The sequence below is a fragment of the Streptosporangium sp. NPDC005286 genome (genome assembly GCF_040607515.1).
Taxonomy (GTDB): Bacteria; Actinomycetota; Actinomycetes; order Streptosporangiales; family Streptosporangiaceae; genus Streptosporangium.
The window spans coordinates 1-15,230 of sequence record NZ_JBEXGU010000108.1; the positions used below are offsets into that span (position 1 = coordinate 1).

The 15,230-nt window shown below is 70.3% G+C and carries 15 protein-coding genes; 13 read left to right on the forward strand and 2 right to left on the reverse strand.

The annotated features are described in order from the left end of the window. Window positions 1–34 precede the first annotated feature (34 nt). Together ABZU75_RS30875 and ABZU75_RS30880 are read right to left on the reverse strand one after the other, a co-directional pair. Complete coding sequence (locus ABZU75_RS30875; protein WP_350910997.1) at window positions 35–520, reverse strand: MaoC family dehydratase; 486 nt, start codon at window positions 518–520, stop codon at window positions 35–37. Window positions 521–530: 10 nt separating this feature from the next. Next, window positions 531–1,808, reverse strand: a complete 1,278-nt coding sequence (locus tag ABZU75_RS30880; RefSeq protein ID WP_355561747.1) for an acetyl-CoA hydrolase/transferase C-terminal domain-containing protein — start codon at window positions 1,806–1,808, stop codon at window positions 531–533. 199 nt (window positions 1,809–2,007) lie between these two features. On the opposite strand from ABZU75_RS30880, the gene ABZU75_RS30885 reads away from it, so the two are divergent. The 13 genes from ABZU75_RS30885 (at window position 2,008) to ABZU75_RS30945 (ending at window position 15,111) form a co-directional block, all read left to right on the forward strand. Then, a complete protein-coding gene (locus ABZU75_RS30885; RefSeq protein WP_355561750.1) occupies window positions 2,008–2,895 on the forward strand; it encodes a branched-chain amino acid ABC transporter permease in 888 nt (295 codons plus the stop codon). A gap of 33 nt (window positions 2,896–2,928) precedes the next feature. Then, entirely contained in the window at window positions 2,929–3,828 is a 900-nt protein-coding gene (locus ABZU75_RS30890; protein WP_355561753.1) for a branched-chain amino acid ABC transporter permease, read from the forward strand. Beyond that, entirely contained in the window at window positions 3,825–4,664 is an 840-nt protein-coding gene (locus tag ABZU75_RS30895) for an ABC transporter ATP-binding protein (protein ID WP_355561755.1), read from the forward strand. The genes ABZU75_RS30890 and ABZU75_RS30895 overlap by 4 nt, the downstream gene beginning before the upstream one ends. Beyond that, on the forward strand, window positions 4,606–5,325 hold the full coding sequence (locus ABZU75_RS30900) for an ABC transporter ATP-binding protein (protein ID WP_350911007.1): 720 nt from the start codon (window positions 4,606–4,608) through the stop codon (window positions 5,323–5,325). Before ABZU75_RS30895 ends, ABZU75_RS30900 begins: the two co-directional genes overlap by 59 nt. Before the next feature lie 57 nt (window positions 5,326–5,382). Then, the gene (locus ABZU75_RS30905) at window positions 5,383–6,276 is read left to right on the forward strand and encodes an SDR family NAD(P)-dependent oxidoreductase (RefSeq protein WP_355561757.1); all 894 of its coding nucleotides are present in this window, start codon (window positions 5,383–5,385) and stop codon (window positions 6,274–6,276) included. A gap of 129 nt (window positions 6,277–6,405) precedes the next feature. Then, complete coding sequence (locus ABZU75_RS30910) at window positions 6,406–7,668, forward strand: LLM class flavin-dependent oxidoreductase (protein WP_350911011.1); 1,263 nt, start codon at window positions 6,406–6,408, stop codon at window positions 7,666–7,668. Next, window positions 7,665–8,483, forward strand: coding sequence for an alpha/beta fold hydrolase (locus ABZU75_RS30915; RefSeq protein ID WP_355561760.1), 819 nt, complete (start codon window positions 7,665–7,667; stop codon window positions 8,481–8,483). Before ABZU75_RS30910 ends, ABZU75_RS30915 begins: the two co-directional genes overlap by 4 nt. Next, the gene (locus ABZU75_RS30920; protein WP_355561763.1) at window positions 8,480–9,652 is read left to right on the forward strand and encodes an acyl-CoA dehydrogenase family protein; all 1,173 of its coding nucleotides are present in this window, start codon (window positions 8,480–8,482) and stop codon (window positions 9,650–9,652) included. Before ABZU75_RS30915 ends, ABZU75_RS30920 begins: the two co-directional genes overlap by 4 nt. 27 nt (window positions 9,653–9,679) lie before the next feature. Next, window positions 9,680–10,498 (forward strand): SDR family NAD(P)-dependent oxidoreductase, encoded by an 819-nt coding sequence (locus tag ABZU75_RS30925; protein WP_355561766.1) that lies wholly within the window; start codon window positions 9,680–9,682, stop codon window positions 10,496–10,498. 9 nt (window positions 10,499–10,507) lie between these two features. Beyond that, window positions 10,508–11,692: a thiolase family protein gene (locus ABZU75_RS30930; protein ID WP_355561769.1), complete on the forward strand. Its 1,185-nt coding sequence runs from the start codon at window positions 10,508–10,510 to the stop codon at window positions 11,690–11,692. Window positions 11,693–11,696: 4 nt separating this feature from the next. Then, window positions 11,697–12,671 (forward strand): amidohydrolase family protein, encoded by a 975-nt coding sequence (locus ABZU75_RS30935; protein WP_355561771.1) that lies wholly within the window; start codon window positions 11,697–11,699, stop codon window positions 12,669–12,671. Next, entirely contained in the window at window positions 12,668–14,224 is a 1,557-nt protein-coding gene (locus ABZU75_RS30940; protein ID WP_355561774.1) for a class I adenylate-forming enzyme family protein, read from the forward strand. Before ABZU75_RS30935 ends, ABZU75_RS30940 begins: the two co-directional genes overlap by 4 nt. Then, complete coding sequence (locus tag ABZU75_RS30945; protein ID WP_355561777.1) at window positions 14,221–15,111, forward strand: LLM class F420-dependent oxidoreductase; 891 nt, start codon at window positions 14,221–14,223, stop codon at window positions 15,109–15,111. The genes ABZU75_RS30940 and ABZU75_RS30945 overlap by 4 nt, the downstream gene beginning before the upstream one ends. The last annotated feature ends 119 nt before the right edge of the window (window positions 15,112–15,230 follow it).

The following is a 15,230-nucleotide window of genomic DNA, read 5'->3' on the forward strand; positions in this document are numbered from 1 at the left end:
GGCACCGAACGGTGCCCGCCCCCGCCGTTTCCGCTCAGGCCCGCGCGGCCTCGTCCTCGGGAGCGAAATTGACCAGCGCGGTCCGCCGGGCGCGGCAGACGACGGTGCCGTCCTGGTTGAGGCCCCGGTGCTCCAGCGTCACGATGCCCTGGCGGGGGCGTGAGGCGGAGGCCCGCTTGTCGATGATCTCGCTCTCGCAGTAAAGGGTGTCACCGATGAACACCGGCGCGGGGAAGGAGATCTCGCCGAAGCCGAGGTTGGCCACCGTCGTCTTCTGGGTGAGGTCGCCGACGCCGATCCCGCACACGATGCCCAGCGTGAGCAGGCTGTTCACCAGTCGCTGGCCGAACTCGCTCTCGGCCGAGCGGACCGCGTCCAGGTGCAGGGACTGGGCGTTCAGGGTGATGCTGCAGAACAGCACGTTGTCGGCCTCGGTGATGGTGCGGCCGGGTTCGTGCTTGAAGACGTCACCGACGTGCATCTCCTCGAAGTAGAGCCCGCGCCGGGTGTGTACGGTCACCGTTGATCCCTCATTTCGCTGTGGTCACTGCTCCGGACGCGGACATCAGTCCGGCCCGGTGGTCGGGGTGGGCGACGGAGGCGAGTGACTCCGCGCGCTCGGCCCGGGTCCTGCCGCGCAGCCAGGCGACGCCGTATTCGGTCACGACCACGTCGGGCGTGTGCCGGGGGACGGTCACCACCGCGTCGGACGCCAGCGCGGGGACGATCCTGCTGTGCCGGCCGTCGGCCGTCCTGGAGCCGATCGCGATGACGGACAGGCCGCCGGGCGACCCGTAGGCGCCCTCGACGAAGTCGATGCTGCCGCCGATCCCCGAGACCTGGATTCCGCGTACGGTCTCGGAGTTGACCTGGCCGAACAGGTCGACCTCGACGGCCGAGTTGACCGACACCACGCCGGGCAGGCCGCCCAGGTACCGGGGCGTGTGGCCGGTGCGGCTGTCGAAGACGCCGATCGCGGGGTTGCGGTCGGCGAAGTCCATCAGGATCCGGGTGCCCATGAGTTCCACCGCCGAGATCGCGGGGGAGGGCATCACGCTCAGCGGGCTGAGCACGCCGCGCTCGAAGAGCGCCACCATGGCGTCGGTCGCCATCCCGATGACCTGGGCGCCGCGCAGGTCACTGTGTGCCAGGCCGTGGATGAGGGACTCCGGGATCGAGCCGAGGCCGAACTGCAGCACGGGCCGCTCCGGCAGCAGGTCCAGGACGTGCGCCGCGATGCGGTCGCTGACCTCGTCGCGGGCCGCCTCGTGGAACTCGCACATCGGGGTGTCGGCCTCGACCAGCGCGGTGATCTCCGAGACGTGCAGGGTGGTGTCGCCGTACGTGCGGGGGACCAGCGGGTCGACCTCCGCGAGCACGACCCGCGCCCGCGTGACGGCGGCCCTGACATAGCTGGCGGACGGGCCCAGGCTGCAATACCCGTTCCGGTCCGGCGGCGACACCCGCACCAGCGCGGCGTCGGTGTTCCAGTGGTCGAGCAGGCCGGGGACGGCGGAGGCGCGGGTCGGCACGTACTCGCCGAACCCGGCGGCGACCGAGCGCCTGGCCGGGCCGTAGGGATGCCAGGTGAGGTAGCGCAGGTGGCCCTGCCGTACGGCGTCGAGGAACGGGTAGCCGCCCAGTTGGAGTCCTGAGTAGAGGGTGGGGGCGTGGAGCAGGTCCGCGGTCTCGCCCAGGGCGCGGAGCAGGGTCTCCGGCGTGCCACAGCCTGGGGCGCCCACGATGTGGGCGTTCTCCGGGAGCAGGCGGACGGCCTTTTCTGGTGGGAGCGTGCTGGGTGGTGGCATGGAAGCGCAGCCAATCGTCGTGCGGGGAGGCCGGCACAGAACGCGCGCCGAACCCGCGAGGGCACTCGCGCAACGCTTAACCGTAATGCCGCCGAGACTGTGAAGCAAGTGCTTGATTAACGTTGACATGGCAGGCAGGAGGCCGATAGCGTCAAGTAAAGCGAGCGCTTGATTTACGTTTCTCCTGGAGGAAGCGGTCGTGACACTCGTCATCCAACAACTCGTGAACGGCCTCGCCCTCGGAGCTGTCTATGCGCTGTTCGGCGTGGGGTTCGCGCTGATCCTCACAAAGATGGGCGTGCTGAACGTCGCCCACGGCACCTTCGCCACCTGGGGTGCCCTGGTGGCCTACCTCGCCGTGGTGGACCTGGGGCTGCCCTTCCCCCTGGCCCTGCTGGCGGGGGTGATGGCCGCCGGGCTCATCGGAGTTCTGGCGGACATCGTGGCCTTTGAACCGCTGCGTCGTCGCAATGCGGGCCATTTCGCGCCGATCATCGCCAGTATCGGTGTGTGGATCATATTGCTCACCGCCGCGCAGGCGGTGAGCAAGGACTCCGCGACCAGCTTCCCCGACCGCGCGGTCCAGGCGAGCCCGATCCGGCTGGGGGACCTGGTGATCCTCCCGGCGCAGTTGCTCAACATCGTCGCCGCGCTGCTCGTGGCCATCGGGCTGCACCAGGTGCTCACCCGCACCCGGTTCGGCGCCGCGGTCCGCGCGGTCTCCGTCGACCCGAGGTCGGCCACCATCGTGGGGGTCAACTCGGCCCGCACGCTCCGGCTCGTCGCCTTCACCGCGGCCGCCATCGCCGGGCTCGCGGGTGTCCTGGCCGGTCTGTCCTCGAACAACGTCTCGTTCGACCTGGGCGAGGCGCTGCTGCTCAAGGGCTTCGCCGCGGTGGTCGTCGGGGGCTACGGGGACATCCGGGGGGCCACCCTGGCCGGTTTCATGATCGGCATCCTTGAGGTGGTCAGCGCCCAGTACATCTCCTCGGGCTTCCGCGACGCGATCACATTCGGCGTGCTGCTCGTCATCCTCGTGGTTCGCCCACAGGGGATGTTCGGCGAACGCCGACTGAGCCGCGCCTAGTCCACGCTTCATGGCTGAAGAGGTCGAGAGCACATGAACATCGCTGCCTGGAGCACGACTCTGCAGTTCGCGGGAGTCAGCGCGCTCTTCGCGCTCAGCATCTACGCCTCCCTGTGGACCGGCGTACTCAGCCTGGCGCCGGTCTTCTTCGGCGCGGTCAGCTCGTTCACCTTCGGATGGGCGGTGCTGACCTTCGGGCTGCCCCCGGTGGCGGGGATCGCCATCGGCGCCGTGGGCGGAGGGCTGCTGGGGATCCTCACCGCGTTCCTGGTCCTGCGGCTAGACAGCCACTACCTGGCGATGGCCACGATCGCGCTGGTCCTCATCGGCCGCGTCCTGGTGATCAACCTGGAGGGCTTCACCGGGGGCGCGGCCGGCATGCTGGTCCCCGGCGACCTGGGCACCTGGTTCTGGTGCCTCGGTTGCCTGGCGCTCGCCACCTTCGTGCTGGCCCGGCTGCGCGGCTCGCGCTTCGGGCTGGCGGCGTCCGCGGTACGGGAGGACCCGGCCGTGGCGCAGTCCCTGGGGATCGCTCCGCGTACCGTGCAACTGGTGGGCTTCGTGCTGTCCGGGGTGTTCGGCGGTGTCGCGGGCGTGCTCCAGTCGAGCTTCCTGCAGTACATCGGGCCGGACACGTTCTACACGCACATGGGCTTCGTCACCCTGGCCGCGGTGGTCCTCGGCGGGGCCTATCACTGGTTCGGCCCGGTCATCGGCGCCGTGGTCTTCACCGCTCTGCCCGAGCTGCTGCGCGGCCCGCTCGGTGAGTTCGACGACATCGTCACCGGCCTGCTGCTCATCCTCATCATCGTCTACCTGCCCCGCGGGCTGGTCGACCTACGGAGGTTCCGCATGCTGCGGAGGAGGCCGGGCGCCACATCCGAGACCGCGCACGAGAAGGCAATCGGCAAGGAGGCGGTGGTCCCCGAATGAGCACCATGCCGGTCCAGGACAGCCCCGGTGACGTCCTCGCGGTCGAGATCGAGGGCCTCGTCAAGACGTTCGGCGGCCTGCGCGCGGTGTCCGACGTGAACATGCGGGTTCCGCAGCGGAGCATCTACGGCCTGCTCGGCCCGAACGGGGCAGGCAAGACGACCGTCCTGAACATGATCAGCGGTTTCCTGTCGCCCGACAGCGGCGCGATCCGGGTGCACGGCAAAGAGACGCACGGCCTGGTCCCCTACCGGATCGCCCGCGAGGGTGTGGCGCGCACCTACCAGAACATCCGGCTCTTCCCCGGCATGACCGTCCTGGAGACGGTCGCCACCGGCGCGTACACCCGGCGGCGCTCCACCATCCTGGGCGCGATCACGCTGAGCCGCGCCGAGCGCAGGGAGCGGGCCGAGGTCAGGGAGAAGGCGCTCGGCCTGCTCGAGCAGGTGGGTGTCGAGGCATCCCCCGACGCGCTGGCCGAGACCCTCTCGTACGGCGAGCAGCGGCGGGTGGAGATCGCCAGGGCGCTCGCCACCGAGCCGAGGGTGCTCTTGCTCGACGAGCCGACCGCCGGCATGAACGACGCGGAGTCGCAGCAGATCGGCGAGCTGCTGCTGCGACTCAGGGGCGAGGGCCTGACCCTGGTCCTGATCGAACACAATATGCGGCTCGTCGAGGAGTTCTGCGACGAGGTGACCGTCATGAACTCCGGCGCCGTGCTCGCCGTGGGCACCCTCGCCTGGTGCCTGGAACAACCCGATGTCAGGGAGGCCTACTTTGGCAAGCGATCCGATGCTCGGCGTATCGAGACTCTGCGCCGCGCACGGCGTGGTTGAGGCCGTCCGGAACGTCGACATCCAGGTGCCGAAGGGCGCGCTCGTCGCGCTGGTCGGGGCCAACGGGGCCGGCAAGACGACGACCTTGAACTCCATCGCCGGGCTGCACCGGCCGGCGTCGGGCACGGTCCTGGTCGGTGGCAAGGACGTCACCGGCTGGCCCTGCCACCGGCTCGTCCGGGCGGGCGTCGCCCTGGTTGCCGAGGGGCGCAGGATCGCACCCTCGCTCACCGTGCTGGAGAACCTGGAGCTCGCGACGTACGCCAAGCGTAGAGACAAGGCCGACTTCCAGCAGCAGATCGATCGGGTCTACGACCTGTTCCCGGTCCTCGCCGCCCGGCGGACCCAGTACGCCGGGCTGATGAGCGGCGGGGAGCAGCAGATGCTGGCGGTGGGCAGGGCCCTGATGACCCGGCCCGATGTGCTGCTCCTGGATGAGCCGTCGATGGGGCTCGCCCCTTCGATCGTCGACGTCCTGTTCACCACCATCTCCACGCTGCACGAGACGGGCTCGACCATCCTGTTGGTCGAGCAGAACGCGGAGTTGGCGCTCGCCGTCAGCGACTACCTCTACGTCATGCACCGCGGCGCGATCGTCGCCGAGGGGGACCCGGACTCGCTCAGGTCGCGCCCCGAGGTCATGACCGCCCTGTTCGGTTAGGACATGACCCGGCCGGATCAGCGCCCCCATTCCACCTGGAGCCAAGGAGCCAACTCAGTGAGCGAAATCAGATTGGACGGGCAGGTCGCCGTCGTCACCGGCGCGGGCCGCGGGCTCGGCCGCGCGCACGCGCTCCTCCTCGCGGAGCGCGGAGCGGCCGTCGTGGTGAACGACGTCGGCGCGGCACTGGACGGCGCCGGTGCGGAGCTGACCCCCGCCGAGCAGGTGATCAAGGAGATCACCGAGGCGGGCGGGCGCGCGGTGGCCGACGCCACCGACATCAGCACCCCTGAGGGCGCCGCGCAGGTGGTCGCCCGCGCGGTCGAGACCTTCGGCCGGCTGGACATCCTGGTCAACAACGCCGGGATCCTGCGCGACAGGACGATGGCCAAGCTGAGTCCGGCCGAGGTGGACCCGGTGCTCGCGGTCCACCTGGGCGGGACCGTGTGGATGACGAAGGCCGCCTGGCCGCTCTTCACCGAGCAGCGGTACGGGCGGATCATCAACACCACCTCCGCCGCCGGCCTGTTCGGCAACTTCGGTCAGACGGCCTACGCGGCGGCCAAGGCGGGCATCATCGGCGTCACCAAGACGCTGGCCCTGGAGGGCGCCCGCCACGGCATCCAGGTCAACGCCATCGAGCCGGGCGCGCGCACCCGGATGACCGAGGACCTGCTCGGCGATCTGGCCGACAGTCTCGACCCCGCTCTGGTCTCGCCCCTGGTGGTCTGGCTCGCCGACCGGGAGTGCACGGTGAGCGGTGAGGTGTACAACGTCGGCGGCGGGCGCGTGGCGCGGGTGGTCGTCGCCCAGGCACCGGGCTACTTCTCCCGCTCGGTGTCGCCCGAGGAGATCCGCGACAACTGGCACCAGGTCAACGATCTGGCGGATCTGTCCGTCATCGAGGACTTCAAACAGGAGCTCGACCTGCTGGTACGGCGGCTTTCCTGACCCACCCGATCCCGCCGGAGCAGGCGGCCGCACCCAAATAGTAAAGCAAGCGTTTGATTTATAAAGCAAGCGTTTGATAAGCTCCGGGCGGGCTGAACTCTCCGGCCAACTCACTGCAGAAGGACAAGCGTGAAGTTCACTTACTTTCACCTGATGCCCTTTGACGGGCTTCCTGAGGACTTCGCTCAGAAACACCGGAGCGTCTGGGTGGACATCGACCCGCGCCTCATGGATGTGCAGCGGATCCACCATCTCTACAACGACTACCTGGACGAGCTTGAGCACGCGGCGCGAATGGGCTTCGACGCGATCGGCGTCAACGAGCACCACAGCAACGCCTACGGCCTGATGTCGAGCCCGAACATGATGGCCGCCTCGCTGGCCCGCCGCACCGCCGACACCGACGCGAAGATCCTGGTCATGGGTGACGCGGTGCCGCTGTACAACCCGCCCATCCGGATCGCCGAAGAGCTCGCCATGCTCGACGTGATCAGCGGCGGCCGGCTCATCACCGGGTTCCCGCTCGGCAGCAGTCAGGACACCAACTACGCCTACGGCATCAAGCCCGCCACCGTGCGCGAGCGGTACTACGAGGGCTTCGAGCTGATCCTCAAGGCATGGCAGTCCCAGGAGGTGTTCAGCCACAACGGCCGGTTCACCAAGCTGCGCTACGTCAACCCCTGGCCCAAGCCGCTCCAGCAGCCGCACCCGCCCATCTGGGTGCCCGGCAGCGGCTCCCTGGAGACCATGGACTTCGCCATCAGGCGCGAGTTCCCGTTCTTCTTCCTCTCCTACTTCGGCACCGAGTTCTCCAGCTCGATGCTGCGCCGTTTCTGGGACCGCGCCGAGGCCGCCGGCGTCGACGACAACCCGTACCGGGTGGGCATGTTCCAGCCGATCCTGGTCGCCGACACCGACGAGGAGGCCAAGCGCCTCTACGCCGACCACGTGAAGTACTTCTACCGCCGGTGCACCCACACCTACCCGGGCTTCGCCGAGGCTCCCGGCTACAAGAGCGTCGAGTCCCTCGCCGCGGTGCTCCCGCCCCCGGGTGCGAAGTCGACCGCCAGGCCGGACAGCTTCCGGGCGGCGAAGGAGTACGAGTGGGAGGACTTCGTCGACCTCGGCATCATCATCGCGGGCAGCCCCAGCACGGTCAGGGAAAAGCTGGAGCACTTGTCGACCACGATGCGCATCGGCAACTGGATCGCCCTGATGCACATCGGCGACATGCCGCGTGACAAGGCGATGAACAACATCGAGCTGTTCGCCACCAAGGTGGCGCCCGGCCTGTCCGGGGTCTTTTCCGATTACGAGCACAGATGGTGGCCCAAGCCGATCCCCGGCTTCGAGCCGGCGCAGGTGGCTCCCGTGAAGGCGGTGGCGAAGTGAGCATCCGGCACGACTTCGAGGGCCCGCACCAGGGCGACCTCACGATCGTCGACGAGTACGGCACGGCCGACGGCCCCGTTCTGGTCTACCTGCACAGCGAGTGGGGGGCGTTCGAGGAGCCCCCGCTCTCCGGCGAGCTGCTGGAGACCGGCCGGGTCCTCGTCGTCCACCTGCCAGGCTGGGGTGCCTCCACCTCGGTCCGCCCCGCCTCCAGCCTCGCCGACATGGCCCTGGCTGTCTGGTGGGCGCTGGACCGGCTGGAGACCGGTACCGTTCGCCTGGTCGGGCACGGCATCGGGGCCACGCTGGCCGCCGAGATGGCCGCGGCCCAGCCCGGCCGGGTCGAGTCCCTCGCGCTGATGGCGCCGTGGGGCATGTTCGACGAGGCCGACCCCGGAGCCGACATGTTCGCGCTGCTGCCCCGGGACCTCGCCCCGCTGGTCTACACCGACCCGAACGGCCCGGTCGCCGCCGCGCACCTGCCGAAGCCCGCCGACGCCCACGAGGCCGGGCTGGCCGTCATCCGCCGGGTCCAGGTGCTGGGCGCCGCGAGCAACTACCTGTTCCCCATCCCGGACACCGGGATCGCCGAACGGCTCTACCGGCTCGCCGACGTACCGGTGCTGCTGCTCTGGGGCGCGCAGGACGGCGTGGTGCCGTCCTCCCTCGCCGGCCAGTGGACCGAGCACCTGCCGCACGCGCGCAGCGTGGTCATCCAGGACGCCGCGCACATGCTCCCCTACGAGTCCGCCGACGCGCGCAAGCTCATCCTGGAGTTCACCGGCGCCGCGAACCCGTCGGCCAGGTCGGCATGAGGCGTGAGTACGCCGACCCCGACCACGAGCTGATCGCCTCCGCGATCCGCGACCGGTGCGCCGAGTTCACCGATGAGTACTGGGCCTCCTGCGACCAGGAACACCGGTTCCCGTGGGAGTTCTTCAACGCCATGGCGGAGGGCGGCTGGCTCGGGATCGCGCTGCCGGAGGATTACGGCGGCGCGGGCCGGGGCGTCACCGAGGCGGCGATCCTGCTGCGCGAGGTCGCCGCGTCCGGGGCGGCCATGAACGGCTGCACGGCGCTGCACATGAACCTCTTCGGGCTGCAGCCGGTGCTCAAGTTCGGCAACGAGCGGCTCAAGAAGACGTTCCTGCCCCCGTCGGCCGAGGGCAGGCTGCACGTCGCCTTCGCGGTCACCGAGCCGGACGCCGGCACCGACACCTCCCGGATCAAGACGATGGCCGAGCGCGACGGCGACGGCTGGGTGATCTCCGGCCAGAAGATCTGGACGAGCAAGGCGCTGGAGTCCGACGTCGCGCTGATCCTGGCCCGCACCTCCCCCGCGCCCGACGAAGGGCGGCGCCGGTTCGAGGGCCTCAGCCTGTTCCTGATCGACCTGGACCGCGACCACGTCGACATCCGGCCCATTCCCAAGGTGGGCAGGAATGCCGTCGCCAGCTGCGAGACCTTCTACGACCGGCTACCGGTGGAGGGCTGGCGCCTGGTCGGCGAGGAGGGCAAGGGTTTCAAACACATCCTGTCCGGCATGAACCCCGAGCGGATCCTGATCGCCGCCGAGGCCATCGGGATCGGCTACGCGGCACTGCGCCGCGCCACCGAATACGCCAAGGTGCGCGAGGTCTTCGACCGGCCGATCGGCAGCAACCAGGCCATCAGCCACCCGCTCGCCGACGCCTACGCGCGCCTTGAGGCCGCCTGGCAGATGACCATGGTGGCGGCGGGCCGCTATGACGCGGACCTTTCCTGCGGCGCCGAGGCGAACATCGCCAAATATCTGGCCGCGCAGGCCGGGTACGACGCCGCCGACCGGGCCGTACAGACCCACGGCGGGCTGGGGTACGCGCACGAGTTCCACGTCGAGCGCTACTGGCGCGAGGCACGGATCATGCGGCTGGCTCCGGTCAGCCAGGAGATGTCCCTCAACTTCATCGCGCAGCAGGTCCTCGGTCTGCCGCGCAGCTACTGAGCCGTGATGGCTGGAACAGGGGGAAAGGTGTCGATCCAGGGCCGGCTGGCCGGCCGGGTCGCGTACGTGCTCGGCGGCGGCAGCCACGGGCCGGCGCGTCCCGGGGAGTCGTTCCCGATGGGCAACGGCAGGGCGATCGCCCTGCGCCTGGCCGCCGAGGGCGCCACCGTCGTGGTCGGTGACATCGACCTCGGCCGGGCCCAGGCGACCGTGGACGCGCTGGCCGTCCCCGGCCTCGCGGTCGAGGTGGACGCCGCCGACGCGGAGTCCTGCACGGCGGCCGTGGCGGCGGCGCTCGGCACCTATCACCGGCTCGACGTCGTCGTGTGCAACGTAGGCGTCTCGGGCCGGGAGCCGATCAAGGCGCAGAGCGTTCCGGAGTGGGAACGCTCCGAGACGGTCAACGTCCGGTCGCACTGGCTCACCGCCCAGGCGGCGCTGCAGCCGATGCTCGATCGATCGCAGGGCTCGTTCGTCTTCGTCGGCTCCACCGCCGGCCTGCTGAGCAGCCGCCGCTCCCTGTCCTACGAGGCCACCAAGGCGGCACAGCTCGCCGTCATGCGGCACATCGCCGTCCGGTACGCCGCGCGCGGCATCCGCTCCAACGCGGTCGTGCTCGGCAACATCGACTCGGCGCTGGTCCGGCGCGAGTTCGGCGAGGACCCCACCTCCGCACGCGCCGCCGTGGTCCCCATGGGCCGCGAGGGCCGCCCCGAGGAGGCCGCCGCCGCCGTCGCCTTCCTCGCCTCCGACGACGCCGGCTATGTCACCGGCCAGAGCCTGATCGTCGACGGCGGCGTCAGCGCGGCCTGGCCCACCCCACCGTCCGCCCTACAGAGGGGATAGACGACTCTCATGCAGAGCGACGCAGTAATCCGCGGGGTCGGCATGACCCCGTTCGGCAAGTTCCTCGGCTCCTCGATGAAGGACCTGGGCAGGGCGGCGGTCAACGCCGCACTGGACGACGCCGGTGTCCGGGTCGGTGACATCCAGGCCGTGTTCTTCGCCAACGCGCTCGCCGGCCTCATCACCGGTCAGGAGTGCATCAGAGGCGAGACCGTCACCTACCCCCTGGGGTTCGGCACGATCCCGGTGCACAACGTGGAGAACGCGTGCGCCTCCGGGGGCAACGCCCTGCACCTCGCCTGGATGGCGGTCGCCTCGGGGATGTACGACACCGTGCTCGCGCTGGGCGTGGAGAAGGCCAACCACGAGGACCGCGTCCGCACCTTCAGCGCGTTCGGCTCGGGTATGGACGTCGAGGACGGCTTCGCGGTGGGCGACGACGCCGGGCAGGATCGCAGCCCGTTCGTCGACCGCCAGGCGCGCCTCGCGCGGACACTCTTCGAAGACCGCGGCGTGACCATGGAGGGCCTCGCCAGGGTGGCTTCGCGGTCGCTGGAGAACGCCCGGCTCAACCCGATGGCCCACCGCAGGTTCGGTGGATCACCCCAGGACGTGCTGCAGGCCCGTGTCGTGGTCGACCCGATCACCGTGCTGATGAGCTCCCCGATCAGCGACGGCGCCGCGGCCGTCGTGGTCACCCGGCGCCCGGACCCCGAGCGCTCGGGCCGCGACGTCAGGATCCTCGCCTCCCGGATCGCCACCCGCCCGCCCAAGGGTCTGGCGGGCGCCCCCGGCGCGGCGAAGGCCGCGGGCCTGGCGGCGTACGAGCAGGCGGGGCTCGGTCCCGGTGACATCGACTTCGTCGAGGTGCACGACGCGTCCGTCGCGTACGAACTGCTCACCTGGAGCGAGCTGGGGCTCTGCGAGCCCGGCCAGGAGCAGGAATGGGCGATGAAGGGCGGTACCGAGCGCTCCGGGGCCATGCCGGTGAACGCCTCCGGCGGCCTCGTCGGCCGGGGACACGCCCTGGGCGCCAGCGGGCTCGCCCAGGTCTTCGAGCTCACCCAGCAGATCCGCGGCGAGGCGGGCGACCGTCAGCTGCCCCGGGCCCGGGTGGGCCTGGCCCAGATCGGCGGCGGTGTCATCGACTGGGAGACCGCCGTCTCCTCCGTGCACATCCTCGCCGGGGCGTGACCCGTTGCCCGGCACCCCCCTCGTGGTCGACGGCCACATGCACATCCTGGACGCGTCCTGGCTGCCCGAAGGGCTCCGCAGGGCGTGGGCGCGGCAGGCCGCGGGGCGCACCCACCCCGAGCGGGACCCCGCGGACATCTTCTGCCGCGTCGGGAAGGGGCAGAGCGACCCGGACGGCTCGCTGACCATCGCCGCCTTCGACACCGCCGGGGTGGCCGCCGGGGTCATGCCGGTCGTGGACTGGACGATCGTGGGCCGCCCCGCGGGGGAGCACCTGCCCATCCGCGACCTGCACGCCCGCTGCCAGTCTCTGGCCGACGCGGCACCCGGCAGGCTCTTCTTCTGCGCGGGCATCGACCCGCGACACCCCGACGCCGCGCAGATCCTGGAGCACGCGGCCGGGATGGGGAACTGCCGCGGCGTGAAGCTCTACCCGGCGGCGGGCTGGGCGCTGGCCGACCCGGCCCATTCCTGGCTGTTCGAGCGGCTCGTCGAGATGGGCCTGCCCGCCGTCGTCCACACCTCGCCACTGGGCGGTGACCCGCTGCAGACCGTACGCTCGCGGCCCGCCGAGGTGGCCGCGCTGCTGGCCAGGTACCCCACGCTGACCGTCGTCTTCGCGCACGCGGGCATCGAGGCATGGTGGGCGGAGGCGCTCGACTCGGCCACCGGGTGGCAGCGGGCCTATCTGGAGCTGTCGCTGTGGCAGCGGTGCGCGTTCGCCGACTACGCCGAGTTCCGCAGGCGGGTCGCCAGGATGCGGTCCCAGCTGGGGGCGCACCGGCTTGTCTTCGGCTCCGACATCATCCGCGGCACCAAGGAGGACCCCCGGGGCGAGGAGCTCGTGACCTGGATCGATAGGGTCATCAGCCTCGCGGAGCCGTTCGGGGGAGAGCCACCGGTGCTGTCCGCGGAGGAGCTGGCTCTGTTTTTGGCCGCTAACGCGGTCCGTGTTTTCGATCTCAGGGAGCTTTCATGAGCGACACGATGGGAGAGGTCTTCGAGAAGGCCGGCAGGCGCTTCGCCGCGCGCGTCGCGGTCGAGTCGCAGGGCACCGGCCGGACCTTCGCCGAGGTTCTGGAGGCAGGCAGACGGCTGGCCAACGCGCTGCGCGACCGGGGGCTGGAGCCGGGGACCCACGTGGCCGCGCTCCTGGAGAACCGGATCGAGTCCCTTGAGATCTACGTCGGGCTGGCCCTCGGCGGCTACCCCGTGGTGCACGTCAACGACCGGCTGACCGCCGACGAGATCGACTACGTGCTCACCGACTCCGGGGCGCAGGCCCTCGTGCACACCGACGGGGTCGCCGCCACGGTGCGGCGGACCCGGTCGGCATCGAGGCTCAAGGCGTGGTTCGCCGTCGGCTCCCCCCTCCCCGACGGCGCCGAGTCCTACTCCGAGGCGTTGCGACGGGCGAGCGACGCGCCGCTGCCGCACACCGCCGCCCCGGAGGACATCGCCATCATCGGCTACACCAGCGGTACCACGGGTTTCCCCAAGGGGGCGCTCGCCTCGCACCGCGCCGTGGTGGGCTGCACCAAGCTGGTGCCCTACGCCTATCGGCTCCCGCTGCACGGGCACTGCGCGTTTCCCGGCGCCTGGTCCTTCGTGTCGGGCATCTGGGGCGTCATCTTCCCGCACTTCTACACGGGTGGCACGGTCTCCTTCATCCCGGGTGCCACCCCCGAGGAGTGGGGCAGGCACATGGTGGAGCGCGGCTCGACCTTCACCCTGGGCCTCACGCCACTGATCCCCGGCCTGCTCGAAGCGCTGCGCCTGTACCCCGAGGTGCTCGACACCCTGCAGACCGTGCTGCACTCCGGTGGCCCGCTCCCGCCGGAGCTGGCCGGCGAACTGGTGGACGTGATCGGCGACCGGCTGGTGGAGACGTGGGGCATGACCGAGGTCGTCGGCCCGATCACCATCACCAACCGCCAGGACTGGACCGGCCGAACCCAGGCCAAGGACATCTTCGCCTCGGTGGGCCGTCCGCTGCCGACGGCCACGGTCCGGGTGGTGGACAGCGATCGCAAACCCGTCCCCGTGGGCCAGGTCGGCGAGCTCGCCATCGAGTGCGACACCATGTTCTCCGGGTATCACGGGCGGCCGGAGAAGACCGCGGAGGTGTTCGTGAACGGCGAGTACTTCACCGGCGACCTGGGCTACCAGGACGAGGCCGGCTATTTCTACGTCACCGGGCGTTCCCAGGAGCTGATCATCAGCGGCGGCGCGAACGTGTACCCGGCGGAGGTCGAGCGGGTTCTGCTGTCCATGGACGAGGTCGCGGACTCGGCGGTGTTCGGTCTGCCCGACGACCGGTGGGGCGAGGCCGTCTCGGTCGCCATCGTGGTCCGGAAGGGGCACACCCTCACCGAGTCGCAGGTCGTCGAGTACGTCCGGGAGCGACTCGCCGGATACAAGAAGCCGCAGAAGATCTTCTTCGTGGACGAGCTGCCCCGCAACTCCAGCATGAAGATCATGAAGCATGTGCTGCGCGACTCGTTCTTGAACAGCGAAGGGACCGCATCGTGAAGATCGGCATCAGTGAGTGGTACCCGGGAGCCGGCCACCGAGCCGGACGCTGGTCCATCGAGTCGGCCCAGCTCATCGAGGAACTCGGTTTCAACTCGGTCTGGCTTCCCGAGCACGTCGTCTTCATGCCGCGCTACGACTCCAGGTACCCGTACGAGGAGTCGGGCGCGACCGAGGTCAACGCCACCCGGGGGGTGCACGACCCGATCGTCCTGGCCGGCGCGATCGCCGCCGCCACCGAGCGCGTCCGCATCGGCACGTACGTGATGGTGATCCCGCAGCGCAACCCGATCGTCACCGCCCGGCAGATCGCCAGCGTCGACCAGCTCTCCAACGGCCGGTTCAGCGTCGGCGTCGGTGTCGGCTGGTCGGCCGAGGAGTACGCGGTGCTGGACGTGCCGTTCGAGCGCCGCGGCGCGCGCATGGACGAGTACCTGCGCGTGATGAAGGCGACCTGGGCCGAGGACGAGCTGACCGAGTTCCACGGCGAGTTCGTTGACTTCCCGCCGCTCTACGCCTTCCCCAAGCCGGCGCAGCGCCCGCACCCCCCGATCATCGTCGGCGGCAACAGCCCGGCCACGCTGCGCCGCATCGTGGAGCTGGGCGACGGATGGGCCGGCTACAGCCAGAGCTACGACGACATCGCCCGCTTCACCGAGGAACTGGAGAAGCGCCTGACGGCCGCGGGGCGCAGCCGTGCCGAGGTCTCCCTGCGCGTCGGCCGGCGGGCCAAGGGGAAGACGGAGAAGGACTGGGAGGACGACGCCGTCTACATCCGCCGCTGTGCCGAACTGGGGCTCGACGAGGTCGTGGTCTCCCCGCGCATCGGCGACGAGAACTACGAGCGCGACATGACCCGCTACGCCGAGATCGTCGGCCTCCGCTAGGGCGGGGAGTGCCGACTTGACGGCTCTGGCACGCCTGCGGATCCTCCGGCCCCTCCCCCCTGGGACCGGCTTCGGTGATCACGGGAGGCAGGGATCGGTGACGCCCGGTGCCGGCCACA

Coding starts and splice junctions, on each gene's coding strand:
- ABZU75_RS30930 (WP_355561769.1), top strand. CDS start 10,508: ATGCAGAGCGACGCAGTAATCCGCGGGGTCGGCATGACCCCGTTCGGC.
- ABZU75_RS30890 (WP_355561753.1), top strand. CDS start 2,929: ATGAACATCGCTGCCTGGAGCACGACTCTGCAGTTCGCGGGAGTCAGC.
- ABZU75_RS30920 (WP_355561763.1), top strand. CDS start 8,480: ATGAGGCGTGAGTACGCCGACCCCGACCACGAGCTGATCGCCTCCGCG.
- ABZU75_RS30940 (WP_355561774.1), top strand. CDS start 12,668: ATGAGCGACACGATGGGAGAGGTCTTCGAGAAGGCCGGCAGGCGCTTC.
- ABZU75_RS30895 (WP_355561755.1), top strand. CDS start 3,825: ATGAGCACCATGCCGGTCCAGGACAGCCCCGGTGACGTCCTCGCGGTC.
- ABZU75_RS30880 (WP_355561747.1), bottom strand. CDS start 1,808: ATGCCACCACCCAGCACGCTCCCACCAGAAAAGGCCGTCCGCCTGCTC.